This is a genomic window from Deinococcus malanensis, from assembly GCF_014647655.1.
Classification (GTDB): Bacteria; Deinococcota; Deinococci; order Deinococcales; family Deinococcaceae; genus Deinococcus; species Deinococcus malanensis.
This window is the reverse complement of the sequence record NZ_BMPP01000004.1, coordinates 46,803-66,262: the sequence shown is the minus strand read 5'-3', so window position 1 is coordinate 66,262 and position 19,460 is coordinate 46,803. Positions and strand designations below refer to the sequence as shown.

Genomic DNA, 19,460 nt, shown 5'->3' with positions numbered 1-19,460 from the left:
CATGAGCCTTTTGGAAACAAGAAGCAGGCAATCGGCCCAGGCGGACCGTTTCCTCCATCATTTTGCGATTCCCCTTTTACCGTCAGGGCGTACCGGATATGCAGACGGCGTGCCACCTGATTGACTCAGGCATCTTGAGCGGCGAGCAGTGCCTCCTGTCGAAAAGAACCAGGACATCCAGAGTCAAACGGACGGGCGTTCAGGCTTCCGGCCTTTTCGGTGCCCGCGCACGTCGGACATCTTGCGCTCATGGCCTGGACCTGAGCGACAATAGACCCATGACTTGCCGCGAGGAGATTCTGGCCGTTGCCCGCACCGTCAGTCGACAGCACGCCGACCAAACCTTCTCCATTCAGGACATCGTGGCTGGCATGCGGGCACGTGGAACCAAACATCTCGACACCACCATTCGCCGCCACGTCAGCACACACATGTGCGTCAATGCCGCCGGGCCGGAGGCCGGGAAATACAAAGACCTGGAGCGGGTCAGCCGGGGCCGGTTCCGCCTGCTGTGAAGCAGTTTTTACACCGTTTCGCCGGAAAGCGTCGTTACCCTGCCATCTCTGCGAAACAAGTCGAGAGCCCAGAACGCCGCTGCGGCCTAATTCAGCTTCAGGATTTCGCGCTCATCTCCTGCGCTGGGAATCCCAGGGCGCCGTCTGGACCGTTTTACCTCGTACATCCTGACGTCGGCCAGATGGAGCAGTTTTTGGGGCCCTGAACTTCCGAGCCACTGGCCACGCCCATACTGGCTGAGGCCTGAGGAAACCCTGAACAGCGGACCTGCAGGACGGCGCGCGCAAGAGACGGCGAGAGGTTCTGCACGCGGTCACGTGAGCAAAGAACAACAAACTCGTCGCCACCAAGTCGAAAGACCTGCTGGCCGTTGCCAAGGTGCCTCGCCACCGCACGCGCAAAACGCCTGATCAACCGGTCTCCGGCATCATGACCCAGCTGATCGTTTACCAGCTTGAGCCCGTCGACATCCACCAGCGCAAGGCAAAGTTCCTCGGAATCAGCTTCCCACGCTTCGGCCAGTGCGTCATCGAAGGCACGCCGGTTTCCCAGATCTGTCAGACCGTCCACCAGGGCTCCACGCTGCAACATGCCGAAGGTCCTGTCGGTGAACGCCAGAAGCCAGGCCACGAGGCTGCCTGCCGCGAACTGCATCAGCGTGCTCCAGACCACACCAAACTGCTGCTCCAGAGGCAGCGGAAACACCAGTGTACCCACGGCCAGGGTATAGAGCGAAAACACCATGACTCCGGTGAAGCCAAACCAGACCGCCGATAAGGCAATCGGGAGCATCAGGGCCCCGCTTCCGGGTGCACTGGGAGTATGGGTGCTGGGTTGTGCAGCGGCGGATGTATCACTACACAGACGGCGGGCTCCAGCGAGTGCGCTCACCTTCTGAACGCTTTCACACGCTGCCCCCAGTTCACTGGTTTGATGAGGAACTCGACAAGTTCCTGGAGCACGAAAAGACAGTTGGGATCCTGCAGGCGCACCTTCTCTAAAAGATCCGCAGGCTTCACGGGACTCAGAGGAGCGAATGGGCTCACCAGGCAAGGCAAGTCGGGGACAGGCCGGCGGAGGGGTCGCGTCACCCCAGGCGGCCACAACTGAAGGGCCTATCTGAGACACATGGTTATCAGCCTTTCTTCGAGCCATCTGTCCGATCCACACGGTTTTCGACCTTCCGAAGGAAGCACGGAAAACGGCCAATTAACCCCTGAACCGGACTCACGGGGGGGAGTAGCTGGATTAGTAAAGTGGAGAATGGACATCAGTCAGGTTGTCAGGGCCACGGCGCACCACCTGTTCAAGTTGTACTGGGCAATGTTTGCCAATATTGAAAGTCCAGAAGAAGCACTCGCCTCAGCCGGGCAGGCTGTGCTGCTGTACCTCGGGGACTGCGGGATGCCCGAGCACGAAGCCGTGATCCTGAGGGACGAAATCATGCTCAGCATTCCTCCAACCAGAAAAACATGAGCCTGCTTCCGTGCGCCTCTACGCATGGAGTCTGAGAACTTCGAAGCCTGCGGCGGCGATTACTGGAATAAGGCAGCCCTGCGTTGCCAGGACATGATTTGAGTAGGGATTAGGCGGAGCGCCAAGATGAACAGATGATCCACCATGCGCCAGTTTTTACGTACGCCAGGTATTACCAGTGAAGCAGGCAGTTGCTTACTGGTTTAAATTTGCGGCACAGCCAGGCGCACCCGGTTCCAATTTGGATTAGCTTTCTCCGGTGACCGTCACAGCCACCTCCCCCGGGATCAACGATGAAGACCCGTTCTGGTATCAGCTTTGCTGGCAAAACGGTCCTGAAGGAGAACAGCCAGTTCCTCTGCAACGGTCCTGATCCCATGCAGTGCTTCTATCGAATCAGCGGTTGACCCGGCCCGATAAAGGGCCAACGTCAGCCGGGAAGCAGAAACATTTTGCGTCACCCTGGCCCAGCGCGAAGCGTTCAGGATGGCCTTCTGGGTCGCCTTTCGGGCGTCACGCAGTTCGGCGGATGATGTCATTCCTGGACTCCAGATGTGTTTGGTTCCTCTCCGAGGGGTGAGCTGGTGACTGCCCATCCGGTAGTTGGACCCTCAGTTTCTCAACCAGTCGGCGCATACGGTGACAAGCGTAATCCTTCCGACGACTCACGACGCGCCTTCTCAAAGTCAGGGATTTCGTCACTCAAAGACCTCCCACATTGCCGCTTCAATGTGCCTGTGCCGGGACACCCACGCACCAGTCCTGTAAGGCTAACCACCCTGTGGTCCGGCATCATCCCTGGTCGGACCATACCCGGTTGTATACTCATCTTTTGCGAAAACTTCGATCTATCGAGAATGGCGTCGAAAAGCTGGGACTCTCGGTCATATGAGCGCTCCGGTGAAGAGTTCATTATCTGGCAGCGCTGGAGAAGAGCGAGGCGTTGCTCTTCGTGAACTTCGACGCGAGACCGCCTGCGCCAAAGGGCGAAGTAGCGGCCCTGAAGTGACCAACGACACCGTTATTACACTGACATGCCAGAAAATGACTGCAGGGACAGAACTGAAAAACGTAGAAACCCCGTCAAAAACGGGGTTTTATCCTGGTGGGCGGTGAGGGATTTGAACCCCCGACCCGTCGCTTGTAAGGCGAAAGCTCTACCGCTGAGCTAACCGCCCACGCGGCCTGACATAGTACCCGGGCCGCTTCTAAAATGCAAGCTTCAGAGCGGTGGGAAGCGAACTCCACCCAGTTCGCGGTTCAGGTGTGCCCCCAAACTCATCAGCCTGCCGTCCTGTCCAGCTGGGGCTACCAGCAGTACGCCCCCGGGCGCCCCTGTTCCAGCGTGAGGCACGGTCAGGCTGGGGTAGCCGGCCTTGGCAGCCTGACTGCAGCCCTGAATTCCAGGGAACAACACTGCGTCGAGACCACGCGCGAACAGTTGGTCAAACCCGCCTGCACGGGTCAGGCGGAGGTCTCGCTCCCGCGCGTTCCGGTAGGCCTGTTCACTCAGGTCGCCGCGGGTACCCTGGGCGGCATGCAGCAGGTGCTGGCCATAACGGAGGCAGCGCTCAGGATCGGCGTCATTGCCCTGAATGACCTCAGAAAGCGAGCGCGGGCCGTTCTGTACACCTGAGAGGTAGGCGTTGAGGTCATGCTGGAATTCATAGACCAGAACGTCAAGCATCCAGCCTGAGGCCTGCATTTCCGCACGGCTGGGAAACTCGACAGGAACCAGGGTCGCCCCGGCTCGCGTCATGGCTTCTTCGGCCGCGCTCTGTGCCTGCTGGTCAGCCGGGCTGACTCCAGTCTCGTCGCGGATTACTCCGATGGAGGCCCCCTTCAAAGCTCCCTCGGTGAGGCTCAGATCCGGCACGGGAAGGTGGCGGCTGGCCGGGTCCTGGGCGTCGGGCCCGGCCATGACACATAGGAGCAGGGCAGCGTCCCGGACACTGCGGGTAATCGGACCCGCCGTGTCCTGGCTGTGGCTGATGGGAATGATTCCTGTACGCGGCACCAGACCGACGGTGGGTTTCAGGCCGATCACTCCGCTCTGGTGGGCTGGACTGACGATGCTTCCGCTGGTTTCCGTACCGATAGCCGCCGCACACAGGCGCGCGGCGACCGCGACTCCACTGCCCGAAGAGCTGCCGCCGGTGTCCACCTCCGGTCCCCAGGGGTTCACCGTCTGTCCGCCCAGAGACGAGTAGCCGTTGGACATGCCCAGGGTCATGAAATTGGCCCACTCGGTCATGTTGGCCTTGCCCAGGATCACGGCGCCCGCAGCCCGCAACCGAGCAACCAGAGGCGCGTCGACAGCGGGAATGTGGTCTTTCATCAGCGCGCTTCCAGCAGTGGTCGGCAGGCCGGCAACGTCGATGTTGTCCTTGATCAGGACAGGCACGCCGTGCAGGGAACGTCGTGCACGTTCGGGCAGGTGGTCCAGGGCCTCAGCGTCTGCCTGGGCATGGGGATTGACCGTGATCACCGCGCGCAGCTGTCCATTCAGGGCATGCAGCCGGGTCAGGTAGGCGCGCGTCACTTCGGAACAGGTCAGGTCACCGCGGGTGGTCGCGGCACTGAGGGCACAGGCATCCAGGTCAAGGATCGGGTCCGGGGGCGTGGCGGTCATGTCCGCAATGTAGCTTGCGGGGGCCACACACCGGCCACGTCTACCCCTTATGGCCAGCGGAAACGGACTCTTACGGTAGCCTCGGGACCATGACTGATGTGGCCTCGACACAAGCCGGCGCCGCCGTAACGGTGGCGTTCCAGGGCAATCCCGGTGCATATGGCGAGATTGCCGCGCTCAACGCCGTGGCCCACACGCAGACCACGTGCGGCTACGCCACATTCCATGAGGTCGCCCGTGCCGTAGAAACCGGAGAGGCCGACTACGGGGTGCTTCCGGTGGAAAACAGCCTGATGGGCGCCATCCACCAGACCATCGACCTCCTGAGTGAGACTGACCTGCATGTCATCGGCGAAGTGGTGGTCCGGGTCAGCCACTGCCTGATGGCGCTGCCCGGCGTGGAACTGGCTGACATTCGCAAGGTGCTGAGCCAACAGCCGGCCCTGGATCAGTGCACCACGCTGATTCGCCGCCACAACTGGCGACCGGTCGCGGCGCATGATACGGCCGGCAGCGCCAAGGATCTTGCCCTGAGGGGCGCGCGGGACGAGGCCGTGATTGCCAGCAGTCGAGCGGCGGAGCTCTACGGCATGAATATCCTGGCGCGGGAGGTCGAGGACGAACCGTTCAACTACACCCGCTTCATGATCCTGGCGCGGCATGAGCCTGAGCGCTCGGATGTCCCGCACAAGACCAGCCTGGTATTCGCGGTCCGGCACACGCCGGGTTTCCTGGTCGAGACCTTGAACGAGTTGCGGGGCCTGAACCTCAGCCGCATCGAATCGCGGCCCCGGCGCGACCGGGCCTGGAGTTACCTGATGTACGTGGACATTGAGGGTGACGCCCGGGACCCCCAGGTGGCCCAGGCACTGGCCGGGGTACTGCGCAAGGCCAGCTACGCCAAGATCATTGGTTCGTATCCCCGGGCGCTGGACACGGTGGGCTAGGTCGTCGGGGCCAGGGGTCAATACTTGTCCGAGACTGGTTGGCTTTGTGGCTGTGCCGCAGACATGCCGATTCCCTGCCGTGACGCCGGATTGAAACCATCCGATCGGACCCCACGGTGTGAGACAATTTATCTAAATGACCAGGGAATCCGACCCAAGGGCACGCCTGCGCGAGTTCGCGCGGCTGCGACGCGTCCGCGACCGAATTGATCGCGAGTACGCGCAACCACTGGACGTCGAAGTTCTCGCCCGCAGTGTGAACATGTCTGCCGGGCACCTCAGCCGCCAGTTCCGACTTGCATACGGCGAATCGCCATACGCCTACCTGATGACGCGGCGCATTGAACGTGCGATGGCGTTGTTGCAGCGAGGCGATCTCAGCGTCACTCAGATCTGCTTTGAGGTCGGCTGCTCGTCACTGGGCACCTTCAGCACCCGCTTCACAGAACTGGTGGGAATGCCACCCAGCGCCTACCGCACTCAGTCCACTGGCATGACCGCAGGGATACCTCCCTGCATGGCGAAACAGGTGACCCGACCGATCAGGAATCGAGAAGCGAAGAACACCAAGGGGCACCTACAGTAAAGGCTATGGACATGACCATTCACCAGACCTTTCTTCCGCACAGTGATCCGGACGCCTCTCTGGCCTTCTACCGGGACACCCTCGGCTTCGAGGTCCGTAATGAGGTCGAGTACGGCGGGATGCACTGGATCACGGTCGGTCCGACTGGGCAGCCTCACACCTCAATCGTCCTGCATCCACCCGCCGCCACGCCCGGCATCACCGAGGATGAACGCCGGATTATCACCGAGATGATGGCCAAGGGCACCTACGCCACCATCGTATTTGCCACTGCCGATCTTGACGGCACCTTCGAGCGTTTGCAGGGCCGCGACACCGAGATCGTGCAGGAGCCTAGTGAGCAGCCGTACGGCGTTCGTGACTGCGCCGTTCGAGATCCGACCGGCAACCTGATCCGCATCCAGCAAAAGCGTTGAGGCACCAGAACACCACCTGGCAGGGCAGGACACCAATACATCTGTCCCCCTGAAGGGGCGAGCACACAATGCCTGGAGCAATGGTTTCGAGGAAACCGCCACGAGCGGTCATCGGAGGGAGCACCATGACAGAGAAAACACTTGGGAAGCCAGCGAAGTCCGTCAGGCGCGAGGCCATTACCGACAACACGTCACAGGTGTTTACGAATGAAGAACGGGTGGCCATAAAGGAGCGCGTCAGCGAACGGAAAGCGCAGAGGACGCGCCGCTCGCGTGCGGCGGACGCGGATGGGGAGGCCGATGTGCTTGCAAAGATCGCTGAGATGCAGGAAAATGACCGCATCATTGGTGAGCGCCTGCATACCGTCATCAAAGCCGGCGCGCCAGACCTCTCGGCGAAACTCTGGTACGGGATGCCCGCCTACGCGAAAGACGGCAAGATCGTCTGCTTCTTTCAATGTGCACAGAAATTCAAGACGAGGTATGCGACGTTGGGCTTCAGCGATCAGGCGAAGCTTGATGACGGCGTTTGCTGGCCGACAGCCTTCGCGCTGACAGAGTGGAGTGCCGAGGTGGAGTCAACAGTCAGCGCGCTCGTGAAGAATGCTGTGAGCTGAGACTTACTCCCTGATTTCAATAGAGGTATGTCTGGATCAGTCGTGATGGGACATTAACTTCTTGAATCTGAGAATGGCGTGCCGCCCACTGCTATGCCATCGACATTGACGCGAACTTTTCTGTGCCCTGGTGGCTCAGCCACCTTGTTTGGGCGTCAAAGCCAAAGAAGTACCGCCGCCAGAGTGACCCCTGAGCGGTAAATCCGGGCGCGTCTGTCATAACGGGGAGCGATCCTGCGAAAGTTCCCGGAACGGTTGATCAGGCGCTCGACCTTATTCCGTCCCTGGTACAAGGGAGCGTCACGGTAGATAGCACGTCCCTGGCCTTTACGCTGAGAATGTCACCCGGACGCATCGGACAGGCAAGTTATTCCGTGCACTGGTGGAGTTGCACCCTTTATCGCCGATCAGCCACTTCGCAAACCGCGCCGGTACATCCCGCCACGGCGCGCCTGTTCGCATACCCCACATGCCCCTGATGATCGGACGATGGTCGAGGTATGGCCTTCCTGGTCCAGTTTTTGGGGCCAACAGAGGAGCAAGTCGCTGCTTTTGTTCACTGGTCCCCTCTTCTCGACACAGCGGCCAAGTCTACCAGTCGCGGGGGAGCATTCACCCTTGACCTACATGCGTAGCCGGCACAGAAAAGCGGGGCAGACACATCGTTCTGCCCCGCTTTGACGCCCCTCGGGCTCAGGTCCTGGTGACGCCCGTATTGCGGTTGGCACCCCACCCGAAATAGGCGGCCACCAGCGCGGTCCCGGCATGCAGCCAGACATCGTTGCCGTGCAAGGGGGCCAGACCGAACATGGTTTTGAGGCCGGGAATCAGACCCATGACGGCCAGCACAGCGTACAGAATGGCCAGACCACGGGCAAAGCCCACCGAGGCACCTAGTGTGCGGGCGGCCGAAAGTCCCCACAGGCCAATCGCGATGTGCACCAGATTGTGCATCAGATTGACCGGGAACAGACCGAGCAGCCTCCCGTGGAAGGCGTCGACAGCCAGGTCGGGGCCATTAGGTGGAGACAGGAAGGCCGGAATGAACCCGAGAATGCCGACGAGTAGATAAATGATACCTGCAGCGCGTGCGAAGGTCCTGACCATAACTTCCTCCTTTGAACAGGCCGGGACATTCCACGTGGAGCTGCTTGCCGGCCAGGCTTGATATCTGCATTGAGCCACGCCAGCCCCTGCTGTAGGACCTGAGCAGGCTTAGTGTTTCTTGATCCGCTGTGGGGCATATCCGAGCCTGCAGACCTACAGCAGTTCCACAACCTGCGCCCGGACCACCAGGGCATCCTGCCGGAAGCGCATACGCAGCGACTCCCGGTATGTGAACCACCAAGCACGGTCCAGTTCCTCGGTCATGACCTCATAGACCACCACGTCGTCACGCACTGTCTGATCGCCCTCCTTCCACAGACCGGCGGCGGGCGCGCGCACATATGCCGTCAGACCTCCGAAACGCTCGGTGAGGGTCTGCTGCACCCCGGTAAAAAGTTCACCTTCAAAGGCCTCGCCGGAGTTGTCGTACAGGGGCAGCAGCAGTTGGACAATGTGCATGGTGGGCGCACTGTAGCTCGCCTGAGCATCAGGAGTGCGGACAGGCCACGATTGGGTCTGCAGGATTCGCCATACCAGCGCCCCCGACCTGGATAGCCTTCTGCACAATTGATTTGCGGCTGCGCGCTATTCTTGCGTTTATCGTGCCTCCGCGGCACGGTCATCCAGAGATGCCCGAGGGTTTTTCCTGCCCTGTGACGGCGCGGCAACCGGCCCTCATTGCGGTCACGGTGCTTTCAGGAAAGCCCCCGCGTAGGTGCGCTGACGATGGTGCGAGCGGGCGACGATGGCCCAGTGGAGGCGCTTAGCGCGAAAGAAACTTGTGGGCCGCCCAGGTGCGGCCCTGTTCGACCAGGGGTGTGTTTTGACCAGCTGCGATACGACGACGATTATTCGGGACCAGCCGGCTGCAGAGGCGCAGCAGTTGCGGGCCGCCGGCCTTCACAGCGAAGCCCAGCGCCGGATTCTGGTGCTGGACGGCGCCTGGGGCACCATGCTTCAGCGGGCAGGGCTGACGGAAGGTGACTTCCGCTGGGACGGTGCCGACCCCCTGCGAATGTACCGGGGCAATTTCGACCTGCTGCAGCTGACGCGACCCGACGTGATCCGGGAAGTTCACCGCGCCTACTTCGAGGCCGGTGCTGACATTGCCAGCACCAACACCTTCAACTCCACCGTGATCTCGCAGGCGGACTACGGCACCGAGCATCTGGCCCGCGCCATGAACGAGGCGGGAGCCCGGCTGGCCCGGGAGGTGGCTGACGAGTTCACGGCCCGTGACGGCCGGCCCCGATGGGTGGCCGGGTCGGTGGGCCCCACCAACCGCACGGCGACCCTTTCCCCGGACGTCGAGCGCCCCGAGTTCCGGAACGTCACCTTCGACGATCTGGTAGCGGCATACGTCGACCAGGTGGAGGGTCTGATCGCCGGTGGGGCCGATCTGATCCTGATCGAGACCGTCTTCGATACGCTGAACGCCAAGGCAGCGCTCTTTGCCTGTGAGGAAGCTTTCGCCCTCGCAGGGCGGACGCTGCCCATCATGCTGTCGGGGACGATCACGGACGCCTCGGGGCGGACACTGAGCGGACAGACCCCTGAAGCCTTCGTGATCAGCACGGAACATGCGCAGTTGTTCAGCGTGGGCCTGAACTGCGCCCTGGGGGCGGATCTGCTGCGCCCTCATCTGCGAGCCATTGCGGGCAATTCAGAAACCCTGGTTTCGGTGCATCCTAATGCCGGTCTGCCCAATGCCTTTGGCGAGTACGACGAGACCCCCGAACATACGGCCGCTGTGCTGCGCTCGTTTGCCGAAGACGGGCTGGTGAATATCGTGGGCGGATGCTGCGGCACCACGCCGGAGCACATCCGGGCCATTGCCGACGCGGTAGCGGGACTGCCGCCAAGATCGGCACCGAAGCTGCCCCCCTACCTGCGCCTGAGCGGTCTCGAAGCGTTCACGGTCACCCCGGAAACCAACTTCGTGAACGTGGGCGAACGGACCAACGTCACCGGCAGTCCCAAATTCTCCAAGGCCATCCTGGCCGACGATTATGACTCAGGACTCAAGATCGCGCGCCAGCAGGTCGTGAACGGTGCTCAGCTGGTGGATGTGAACTTCGACGAGGGCATGCTTGACGGCGAGGCCGCCATGGTCAAGTTCCTGAACCTGCTGGCTGGGGAACCGGACATCTCGCGGGTGCCCCTGATGCTGGATTCCAGCAAATGGGAGATTCTCGAAGCTGGCCTCAAGCGGGTGCAGGGCAAGGCGGTGGTCAATTCCATCAGCCTGAAAGACGGCGAGGAGAAGTTCCTGGAGCGCGCGCGGCTGCTGCGCCGCTACGGGGCGGCTGCGGTCGTCATGGCCTTCGACGAGCAGGGGCAGGCCGACAATCTGGAGCGCCGCAAGGAAATTACCTCCCGGGCCTACCGGCTCCTGACCAAGCAGGCGGGCTTCGCACCCCAGGACATCATTTTCGACCCCAATGTCCTGACGGTAGCTACCGGCATGGAGGAGCACGACCGCTACGCCATCGACTTTATCGAGGCCACCCACTGGATCAAGGAGAACCTGCCGGGCGCGCTGGTCTCCGGCGGAATCAGCAACGTGTCGTTCTCGTTCCGCGGCAACAACCATGTCCGCGAGGCGATGCACGCCGTGTTTCTGTATCACGCCATCCGTGCCGGGCTGGACCTGGGCATCGTAAATGCGGGCATGCTCGCAGTGTACGAGGACATCGAACCGGAGTTGCGTGAGGCCGTGGAGGACGTGATCCTGGCACGCCGCCCCGACGCGACCGAGCGGCTGATCTCCCTGGCCGAGAGCTACAAAGGGATCAAGCGTGAGGCCTCTGCCCAGAGCGCCTGGCGCGAGCTGCCGGTCACGGAGCGTCTCAAGCACGCGCTGGTCAGTGGCATCACTGACCACGTAACGGAAGACGCCGAAGAAGCCTATCAGCTGCTGGGCTCCCCGCTGGCCGTGATCGAGGGACCGCTGATGGACGGGATGAATGTCGTTGGTGATCTGTTCGGCGCAGGCAAGATGTTTCTGCCGCAGGTCGTCAAGAGCGCCCGGGTCATGAAACGTGCCGTGGCTCACCTGACGCCCTATCTGGAAGCGGAGCAGACCAGTCAGAGCGGCAAGGGTAAGGTTCTGCTGGCGACCGTCAAGGGCGACGTGCACGACATCGGCAAGAACATTGTCGGGGTGGTGCTGGCCTGCAACGGCTATCAGGTCACCGACCTGGGCGTCATGGTCTCGACCGAGAAGATTCTGGACACTGCCAAAGAAATGGGCGCGGACGTGATCGGCCTGTCTGGCCTGATTACTCCCAGCCTCGACGAAATGGTGACGGTTGCCCGTGAGATGACCCGAAGGGGCCTGAAAACGCCCCTGCTGATCGGCGGCGCGACCACCAGCCGGGCCCACACAGCCGTGAAAATTGACCCGGCGTACGACGGAACGGTAGTGCACGTCATGGACGCCAGCCGCGCGGTCGGCGTCGTCAACGACCTGCTGACCCAGCCGGAAGCTGTTCAGGAGCGGACGCGCGACGAGTACGCCGGCCTGCGTGAACGCCACGGCGAACGGACGGTACGGTTAGTTCCTCTCGCGGCAGCAAGGGCGCGTGCGCCCCGCCTCTCCCCTGCCGTGCCCCCGGCGCCGCTCCGGCCGGGACGCCAGCTGATTGAGCAGCCCATCGCGGAACTGCTGGAATACATTGACTGGACGCCGTTTTTCATTGCCTGGGAAATGAAGGGGATCTACCCGAACATTCTGACCGATCCGCTGCGGGGCCCGGAAGCCCGGCAACTGTTCGAGGACGCTCAAGCACTGCTTCAGCGGGTGATTGCCGAGGGTCTGCTGACGGCCCGGGGGGTCATCGGACTCTGGCCTGCCCACCGCGAGGGAGATGACATCGTGGTGGCTGCCGGGAGTCATACCGACACGCTGGATCATCACACCCATGAACTGGCTGCGGGTCGAGCTGCTGTTGCCCCCGCAACGCGCTTGCACACTCTGCGTCAGCAACGGGATCAGACCACGCCCAACACCGCCCTGGCAGACTTCGTGGCGCTGCGTGGGGACCATATTGGCGCTTTCGCCGTAGCCATCCACGGCGCCGAGGAACTGGCCCGGGCCTACGAGGCAGCCCACGACGACTACAACTCCATTCTGGTCAAGGCCGTGGCCGACCGTCTGGCCGAGGCCTTCGCCGAAAAACTCCACCGTGACGTCCGCATTCGCCACTGGGGGTACGCGCCTGACGAATCCCTGGCCAACGAAGACCTGATCCGCGAGCGCTACGCTGGCATTCGCCCTGCACCGGGATACCCCGCGCAGCCCGACCATACCGAAAAACGCACGCTGTTTGAGCTGCTTGGCGCAGAGGAAGCTGGGCTGGCACTGACCGAATCCTGCGCCATGACGCCGGCGGCTGCAGTGTCGGGGCTGTACTTTGCCCATCCGGACGCCCAGTACTTCGCGGTTGGCCGGATCGGCCGCGACCAGGTCGAAGACTATGCCCGGCGCAAGGGCTGGACCCTGGAGGAAGCCGAGCGCTGGCTGGGCCCGCTGCTGGCCTATGACCCGGCCCGCGGCTCTGAGGCGGTGGCGCTGTGACCCGCGTGTCGGTTGAGCTGGTACCCCGGTCGCGCTCCGCGCTCCGGGCAGAGTTGCAGGCGGTCGCGGAGCACCTCCCTGGGATAGATACGGTGAATGTTCCCGACCTGACGCGCTTTTCTACCCGTTCGTGGCACGGCTGTGCGTTTGCCCGTCCACGGTACCGGGCCATTCCGCACATCCGGGCGGTGGATCTCAATCCTCGTGAGCCGCTGCAGATGGCGGCACACCTTGACGAACATGGCCTGGACGAGGTGCTGATTATTTCCGGGGACGCTCCGGCCGACATGAGCGCCCGTGTCTACGACGTGGATGCCATCACGGCCATCCGCCGCTTTACACAGGAACTGCCGCACGTTCGGGTCTACGCCGGCCTCGACCCCTACCGCCAGTCCTTGGCCCGCGAACAGGGCTACCTGGAGCGCAAACTGGAAGCTGGGGCCGTAGGCTTTTTCACGCAGCCGTTTTTCGACCTGCGCCTGATGGAGGCCTACGCTGACCTGATCCCGCTGGCAGCCGAGGTCTGGTGGGGTGCCACGTCGGTTACCGAGGAAGGGTCCCTGAATTACTGGCGCACCCGCAATCACGCGGTGTTCCCGCGGCGCTTCCAGCCGACTCTGGAGTGGAACCGCCACCTTGCCTCCCAGGTGCTGGCCTTTGCCCGGGAGCGCGATCAGCATGCGTACTTCATGCCGGTGCGCGCGGACACGCTGGCCTATCTGGGGGGCCTGCTGTAGCCGGTGCCGGGATAGGACGCCTGCAACGCTGCCAGACCGTCCATTCCGCCCTGCAACCCATTCGTGAACGAACCCTTCTCCAGCCTCGTAGCAGGAGAAGGGTCCGGACCCGAGTCATCAGCTGTTGTCGATCACGACCGTGAAGCTGCGGGTGACCCTGGCGCCCGCTGGAATATCCACCTTCAGCGTCGCAATGGCCTGGTTCTGCGCTGGGGGAAGACTGTCGATAACGATGCGGCGACCGCCTACCCGTTCCGTGATCTCGGCTCGCACCGAGCGTGTCTTGCTGCTCTCCAGCACGTAGGTCACCTTGTAGGTCGTGCGGCTGACGTTGCCCTTGGCGTCGCGGGCCTGGTTCACGGTCTGCACCGTGCGGGTGTAGGCCACGTCCGGATCCTGACCCAACGTGAACTCCACCTCGCCGCCCTTGCGGGTTTCCCCGATGTTCGTCTGGCCCACGATGCGGCCTTCTTCCCGGACCGTGATGGGTCCACCTGGCAGCCGGTCGTCCGCCTTGAACCGGTAGAAGCGGCTGAAGGTTCCTTCCTGGGTCGCCGGGCTGAAAAAGGTATTGAGGCCTACGTAGCGGTCAAAACTGGTCAGCTTTGGATTGAGGAAGGGCAGGGTGACCACACTGTTGGCCGGCAGACGGAAGGTGGTGGAGAGGGTGTACTTGTAGAGCCCCCGGAGGTCACCGGCATTCTGGATCTTGGGGGCGGGGGCGGCTGTAGCCCGGGCGGCAGAGTCCAGTTCCATCATCGGCGCTGGTGGGGGAAAACCTCCCCCCTGCACATTCACATCCCCAGCATACAGTTCTGTGTTCTTTACCTCGTACGGCAGGTCGGTGCTGTTGCGGATATCCGCCAGGGCCGATAACTGGGCGCCAGCGTCACTGGCTCTCAGGGTATAGCGGGGCTGCCAGCTCACGCTGCGGGTCAGGTAGCTCAGGATGCCGCTGCCTGCTCTGGGCAGGTTAAAGACAAGGGTCTGTGACGCGCTCAGCGGGTTGCTAGGTGGCGGAACATCGAACTGCAGCTGCGTAAACTGCACGGTGAAGTAGCGGCCAGCGCTGTCACGCACCAGCAGATCCCGGGCCCGAATCAGGGTGACCGGCTCGGTGCGGCCTCCCTCGCGCATGACATACACGGTCTTGCCTTCCAGTGTGGCCAGCCAGTTGGGCTCCAGGTTCTGCAGCGCACTGACAAACGCGAGACCCTCCAGATCCAGACTCCCGGGAATGACGCCAGCCCAGGCTTCCTGCGGCAAGGCAACAGTCAAGGTGGTACCGGCCGTAGAAACCGGCTCCCGCACCTCTGTGAAACTGGGATAAATGCGCAGGTCGGTAGCCACAGCACCTCCAAAGCTCAGGGCGATAGCAAGTGAAAGGATATGTCGCATGAAGTCAGCTTGCTCCCGGCCTGCTGATGAAGTGTGAGAAGATGACCATTTGAATCAACAGGTGCCAGCCAAAGGAAGAGCCGCCCATACATTTGTACAGGCGGCTCTTGGGCTGTGCAGGGACGTCAGAGAATGTCGTCGCGGATGCACGCCTTGAAATGGTTGGGCGCGACTTCACGCAGTTCCGGCACGATGTTGGCGCAGTCCGCGATAGCGTAGCGGCACCGCGTGCGGAACACGCAGCCTGAAGGCGGGTTGATCGGGCTGGGGATGTCCCCTTCCAGGATGATGCGCTGGCGCTTGATCGTGGGATCGGGCACCGGCGCAGCCGACAGCAAGGCCTCGGTGTAGGGGTGCTTCGGATTGCGGTTGAGCTCGCGGCTAGGTGCAATCTCCATGATGCGGCCCAGGTACATCACGATCATGCGGTCGCAGATGTACTCGACGACGTGCAGATCGTGTGCGATGAACAGCACGGTCAGGCCCAGTTCTTCCTGCAGATCCTGGATCAGGTTGACGACCTGCGCCTGAATCGACACGTCCAGCGCCGAGACCGGCTCGTCGGCGACGATAAAGCTCGGGTCCACCGCCAGTGCGCGCGCGATCCCGATACGCTGACGCTGACCGCCCGAGAACTCGTGCGGGTAGCGGCCCATGTGCTCGGGGCGCAGGCCTACGCGCTGCAGGAGCTCGGCGATGCGATCGATCCGCTCGCGGCCCGGGTGCAGGTTGTGGATCTGCATGGCCTCACCGATGATGTCGCTGACGGTCATGCGGGGGTTGAGGCTGGCAAACGGGTCCTGGAAGATGATCTGCATTTCCCGGCGGTAGTCGCGCATCTGCCCCTTGGAGAGCTTGGTGATGTCGGTACCGTTGAAGATCACCTGACCACCAGTCGGCTCGACCAGACGCAGGATGGCGCGGCCGGCGGTGGTCTTGCCCGATCCGGACTCGCCAACCAGACCGACCACTTCACCGCGCCCGACCTTGAAGCTGATGTCGTTGACGGCCTTGACGTTGCCAACGACACGCGACATCAGGCCGCCGCGAATCGGGAAGTACTTCTCCAGGTTCTGGACATCCAGCAGTGTCTGTCCGGTGGCGGCCATCGCGCTGCGGTCTCGGGCGATGCTGGGGCTCAGGGGCGTAGCAGTCATGCGGTGACCTCCGTCTGAACCTTCTCGAATTCACGCCAGCGGATGCAGCGGGCGGTGTGCCCACCGCCGGTGTCCTCCAGGGGAGGCACCGCCGAACTGCACTCGGGAATAGCGAACTTGCACCGGGGCTCGAAAGAGCAGCCGGGTGGGAGGTTCAGGGGGTTGGGAACATTGCCCGGAATGGCCTCCAGGCGGCCTTTCGGGGCGCCCGGCTGGTACTCGTGATCACTGGGACGGGGAATGCTGTTGAGCAGGCCCATGGTGTACGGGTGACGGGGTGCCTTGAAGATCTCCACCACATCGCCTTCTTCCACCACACGGCCGCCGTACATCACGACCACACGGTCGGCCATTTCCGCCACCACGCCCAAGTTATGGGTGATGAACAGAATGCTCATGCCGATCTCGCGCTGCAGCTTGCGCATCAGGTCCAGAATTTGTGCCTGAATGGTCACGTCCAGCGCCGTGGTCGGCTCGTCGGCAATCAGCAGGGCCGGGTTGCAGCTCAGAGCCATGGCGATCATCACACGCTGGCGCATCCCCCCGGACATCTGGTGGGGGTACTCGCTGACCCGCTTCTCAGGCGCAGGAATCCCGACGAGGCGCAGCATGTCGGTGGCTACCCCCAGCGCGTCTCTCTTGTTCCTTCCCTGGTGCAGCATGACTGCTTCAGCAATCTGGTCACCGATGGTGTAGACCGGGTTGAGGCTGGTCATCGGCTCCTGGAAAATCATGCTGATGTCGTTGCCACGGATCTGGCGCATTTCCGCTTCGCTGATGTTCACCAGATTCTTCTGCGCGCCGTTCTTGGCCGTGAAGAGGATCTCGCCTTCGACAATCTTGCCGGGCGGCATGGGAATCAGGCGCATGATCGACAGGCTGGTCACGCTTTTCCCGGACCCTGACTCGCCTACCACGGCCAGAGTCTCACCCTTGTTGATATGGAAAGTGACGCCGTCGACGCTCTTGACTACACCGTCGTCGGTATAGAAATACGTCTTCAGGCCGTTCACCGCCAGCAATACTTCACCCTGATGGGTCATTCTTCCTCCATCTGCAACTGATTGTGGAACACGCCCTTCATCATACAGGCTGACAAGGGCGTGACTCCGATACGCCTTATTGACGCTTGCGCGGGTCGAAGGCGTCGCGCAGACCGTCACCCAACAGCTGGAAACACATCACCGTAAACACGATGAAGAAGCCCGGGATCAGCACCCACGGGCGCTGCGTGATGCTGGCGAAGCCGCCTTCCTGCGCCTGGCTGAGCAGCGCTCCCCACGATACGTAGGGCTCGACCGCACCGATCCCGATGAAGCTCAGGCCCGATTCGAGCAGGATGGTGGCGGGAATGCCCAGACTCAGCAGCACGATCACGTAGGTTGTCATGGTGGGCAACATGTGCCGCATCATGATGCGGCCGTTGCTGGCGCCCAGAGCCTGCGCAGCCGATACGAAATCCTGCTCGCGCACGCTGAGCATCTGTCCGCGCACGACACGGGCCAGGCCACCCCAGTTGATGAAGGCCAGAAGACCCAGCACCATGTACAGCGCGAAGATCGGGTTGATGTCCCGGGGGAACACCGACCGCAGCAGAATCAGCAGGAACAGGTCCGGAATCGCGGCCAGCACCTCGACCATACGCATGATGATGGTATCCACGAAACGGCCGAAGTAGGCGGCTGCCACACCCATGAACAGGCCGATAATCGTGGAGACCAGCACCGCCCCTACACCGATGGTCAGGGAGATCTGCGAGGCGTACATCGTCCGTGTGAACAGGTCGCGGCCCAGCGCCTCCCCGCCAAAGAGATACACATTGCAGTTTGGAGTTTCCGCACTTGTACCGAACAGGTGGATATTGCCCGGAATTAACCCGAACAGGCGGTAGGATTCGCCCCGTACGCCAAAGTAAATCGGGCAGCGCGTCTTGGTTGGCTGATACTCGTTGATAAAGGTGTCCATGTTGAGCTGCTGCGTGTACTGGTACACGAAGGGCCGGGTCAGCCCACCTGTTTCGGGGTCACGGAATTGAAGGGGCGTGGGCGGATGGAATCGGGTGATGTTCGAGGTCGAGTAGCTCGACAGTCCTGCAGGCGCAAGGAAGGGAGCAAACAGCGCCATCAGGTAAAGCAGGACGAGCAGGCCCCCGCCGACCTGAGCCAGACGGTTTTTGCGGAACTGGGCCCAGGCCACCGAGAACTGGGACTGGCCTCGGGCTTTGCTGGCCTGTGGTGGTACGGCAGTAGTGGTCATGTCAGTACTCTCCTCACGCGACCTTCACGCGGGGGTCCACCACCGCGAGCAGCAGGTCGCTGATCGCGTTGCCTGCAATCAGCAGGAGGGTGGTGATAACGGTAAAGCCCGCGATCAGGTACAGATCCTGGGTGTTGATGGCCGTGAGCAGCATAGGCGTAATTCCAGGGTACGAGAACACTACCTCGACAAAACCGGCACCACTGATGAGCGCGGGCAGCAGGCCGCCAATCCCGGCCACAATCGGCAGGATGGCATTGCGAAAGGTATGTTTCCAGATCGCGCTGCGCTCACTGACTCCCTTGGCGCGGGCCGTGCGAACGTAGTCCGAGCGCATGACCTCCAGCATCTGTCCACGAATCACGCGGCTCAGACCCGCCGCGTTGGCGACGGCCAGCACCACTGCCGGAATAATCAGGTGTTTAACGATGTCCCAGAACTGCCCCAGAGGCGACAGTGATTCGAAATTGTTGCTGGTCATCCCGCCAATGGGAATGTCCAGCCCAGTAGCGTTGCGCAGCTGCAGGATAAAGTAGATCACGATCAGGGCCAGAAAGAAGCTGGGAAAGCCCAGCAGGAAATACAGCACCACGCCGATTGACTTGTCGCCCATCGAGTTCTGCCGCACGGCACCATACACGCCCACCGGTATGGCCACGGCATAGAACAGAACCAGATAGAGCAGCACCAGGGAGAGAGAGTTCTTGATGCGCGGCAGGATCACGTCCAACACAGGCTGCTGGTACTGAAAAGACAGACCAAAGTCACCCTCGAACATGTTCTGCATCCAGAACAGGTACTGCTGCCACACCGGGCGGTCCAGCCCGAAATTGCGTTCCAGTGCGACGAGCTGCTCCGGGGCGATGTTGGGGTTGAGTCGAGCCGGGGTCAGAAAGTCGCCGGGAGCGAGCTGAATGACGAAAAAGATCAGGATGCTGGCCAGCAGTAGCGTCGGGATGGCCTGAACCAGCCGCCGCAGGAGAAAGGGGATCATGTGGAACTCCTGGTGAAGTCACGTTAGTGGGGGGCAGCCCGC

At 62.1% G+C, this 19,460-nt stretch carries 19 protein-coding genes and 1 tRNA gene; 8 read left to right on the top strand and 12 right to left on the bottom strand.

Annotated elements, in window-relative coordinates; all coding sequences use genetic code 11:
* The first annotated feature begins 278 nt into the window (after positions 1-278).
* Positions 279-515 (top strand): DUF7669 domain-containing protein, encoded by a 237-nt coding sequence (locus tag IEY49_RS05735; RefSeq protein ID WP_189005419.1) that lies wholly within the window; start codon positions 279-281, stop codon positions 513-515.
* A 154-nt stretch (positions 516-669) separates the two neighbouring features.
* Here IEY49_RS05735 and IEY49_RS05730 read toward each other — a convergent pair whose 3' ends face one another.
* Positions 670-1,260, bottom strand: a complete 591-nt coding sequence (locus IEY49_RS05730) for a GGDEF domain-containing protein (protein ID WP_189005417.1) — start codon at positions 1,258-1,260, stop codon at positions 670-672.
* A gap of 384 nt (positions 1,261-1,644) precedes the next feature.
* On the opposite strand from IEY49_RS05730, the gene IEY49_RS21375 reads away from it, so the two are divergent.
* Entirely contained in the window at positions 1,645-1,992 is a 348-nt protein-coding gene (locus IEY49_RS21375) for a hypothetical protein (protein WP_229780659.1), read from the top strand.
* A 287-nt stretch (positions 1,993-2,279) separates the two neighbouring features.
* Here the strand turns inward: IEY49_RS21375 and IEY49_RS05720 are convergent, their stop codons facing one another.
* From IEY49_RS05720 to IEY49_RS05710, 3 genes are all read right to left on the bottom strand, one after another.
* Positions 2,280-2,531 carry a hypothetical protein gene (locus IEY49_RS05720; protein ID WP_189005415.1) on the bottom strand — a complete coding sequence of 84 codons (252 nt, stop codon included), beginning with the start codon at positions 2,529-2,531 and terminating at the stop codon, positions 2,280-2,282.
* A 564-nt stretch (positions 2,532-3,095) separates the two neighbouring features.
* Positions 3,096-3,170, bottom strand: a tRNA-Val gene (locus IEY49_RS05715).
* 44 nt (positions 3,171-3,214) lie between these two features.
* A complete protein-coding gene (locus IEY49_RS05710) occupies positions 3,215-4,624 on the bottom strand; it encodes an amidase family protein (RefSeq protein WP_189005413.1) in 1,410 nt (469 codons plus the stop codon).
* A gap of 89 nt (positions 4,625-4,713) precedes the next feature.
* On the opposite strand from IEY49_RS05710, the gene IEY49_RS05705 reads away from it, so the two are divergent.
* The 4 genes from IEY49_RS05705 (at position 4,714) to IEY49_RS05690 (ending at position 7,190) form a co-directional block, all read left to right on the top strand.
* A complete protein-coding gene (locus IEY49_RS05705; protein WP_189005411.1) occupies positions 4,714-5,571 on the top strand; it encodes a prephenate dehydratase in 858 nt (285 codons plus the stop codon).
* 136 nt (positions 5,572-5,707) lie between these two features.
* Complete coding sequence (locus IEY49_RS05700) at positions 5,708-6,157, top strand: helix-turn-helix transcriptional regulator (protein ID WP_189005410.1); 450 nt, start codon at positions 5,708-5,710, stop codon at positions 6,155-6,157.
* Positions 6,158-6,162: 5 nt separating this feature from the next.
* A complete protein-coding gene (locus tag IEY49_RS05695; RefSeq protein WP_189005408.1) occupies positions 6,163-6,573 on the top strand; it encodes a VOC family protein in 411 nt (136 codons plus the stop codon).
* 125 nt (positions 6,574-6,698) lie between these two features.
* Positions 6,699-7,190 carry an iron chaperone gene (locus IEY49_RS05690; protein ID WP_229780658.1) on the top strand — a complete coding sequence of 164 codons (492 nt, stop codon included), beginning with the start codon at positions 6,699-6,701 and terminating at the stop codon, positions 7,188-7,190.
* Positions 7,191-7,517: 327 nt separating this feature from the next.
* On the opposite strand, the gene IEY49_RS21870 is transcribed toward IEY49_RS05690, so the two are convergent.
* The 3 genes from IEY49_RS21870 to IEY49_RS05675 form a co-directional block, all read right to left on the bottom strand.
* Positions 7,518-7,772, bottom strand: coding sequence for a transposase (locus IEY49_RS21870; RefSeq protein WP_417323673.1), 255 nt, complete (start codon positions 7,770-7,772; stop codon positions 7,518-7,520).
* 111 nt (positions 7,773-7,883) lie between these two features.
* Positions 7,884-8,297, bottom strand: coding sequence for a DUF4383 domain-containing protein (locus IEY49_RS05680; RefSeq protein WP_189005407.1), 414 nt, complete (start codon positions 8,295-8,297; stop codon positions 7,884-7,886).
* Between the two features lie 153 nt (positions 8,298-8,450).
* Positions 8,451-8,756 (bottom strand): hypothetical protein, encoded by a 306-nt coding sequence (locus tag IEY49_RS05675; protein WP_189005406.1) that lies wholly within the window; start codon positions 8,754-8,756, stop codon positions 8,451-8,453.
* Between the two features lie 424 nt (positions 8,757-9,180).
* Here IEY49_RS05675 and metH point away from each other — a divergent pair, with 424 nt between their 5' ends.
* A complete protein-coding gene (gene metH / locus IEY49_RS05670; protein ID WP_189005815.1) occupies positions 9,181-12,876 on the top strand; it encodes a methionine synthase in 3,696 nt (1,231 codons plus the stop codon).
* Positions 12,873-13,613, top strand: coding sequence for a methylenetetrahydrofolate reductase (locus tag IEY49_RS05665; protein WP_189005405.1), 741 nt, complete (start codon positions 12,873-12,875; stop codon positions 13,611-13,613). The genes metH and IEY49_RS05665 overlap by 4 nt, the downstream gene beginning before the upstream one ends.
* Before the next feature lie 117 nt (positions 13,614-13,730).
* Here IEY49_RS05665 and IEY49_RS05660 read toward each other — a convergent pair whose 3' ends face one another.
* From IEY49_RS05660 to IEY49_RS05640, 5 genes are all read right to left on the bottom strand, one after another.
* Positions 13,731-15,011 carry a DUF4139 domain-containing protein gene (locus IEY49_RS05660; protein WP_189005404.1) on the bottom strand — a complete coding sequence of 427 codons (1,281 nt, stop codon included), beginning with the start codon at positions 15,009-15,011 and terminating at the stop codon, positions 13,731-13,733.
* A gap of 125 nt (positions 15,012-15,136) precedes the next feature.
* A complete protein-coding gene (locus tag IEY49_RS05655; RefSeq protein WP_189005403.1) occupies positions 15,137-16,168 on the bottom strand; it encodes an ABC transporter ATP-binding protein in 1,032 nt (343 codons plus the stop codon).
* Positions 16,165-17,211, bottom strand: a complete 1,047-nt coding sequence (locus tag IEY49_RS05650; RefSeq protein WP_189005402.1) for an ABC transporter ATP-binding protein — start codon at positions 17,209-17,211, stop codon at positions 16,165-16,167. Before IEY49_RS05650 ends, IEY49_RS05655 begins: the two co-directional genes overlap by 4 nt.
* Before the next feature lie 76 nt (positions 17,212-17,287).
* Positions 17,288-18,424, bottom strand: coding sequence for an ABC transporter permease (locus tag IEY49_RS05645; protein ID WP_189005401.1), 1,137 nt, complete (start codon positions 18,422-18,424; stop codon positions 17,288-17,290).
* 13 nt (positions 18,425-18,437) lie between these two features.
* Positions 18,438-19,418 (bottom strand): ABC transporter permease, encoded by a 981-nt coding sequence (locus IEY49_RS05640; protein ID WP_189005400.1) that lies wholly within the window; start codon positions 19,416-19,418, stop codon positions 18,438-18,440.
* Positions 19,419-19,460: the final 42 nt, after the last annotated feature.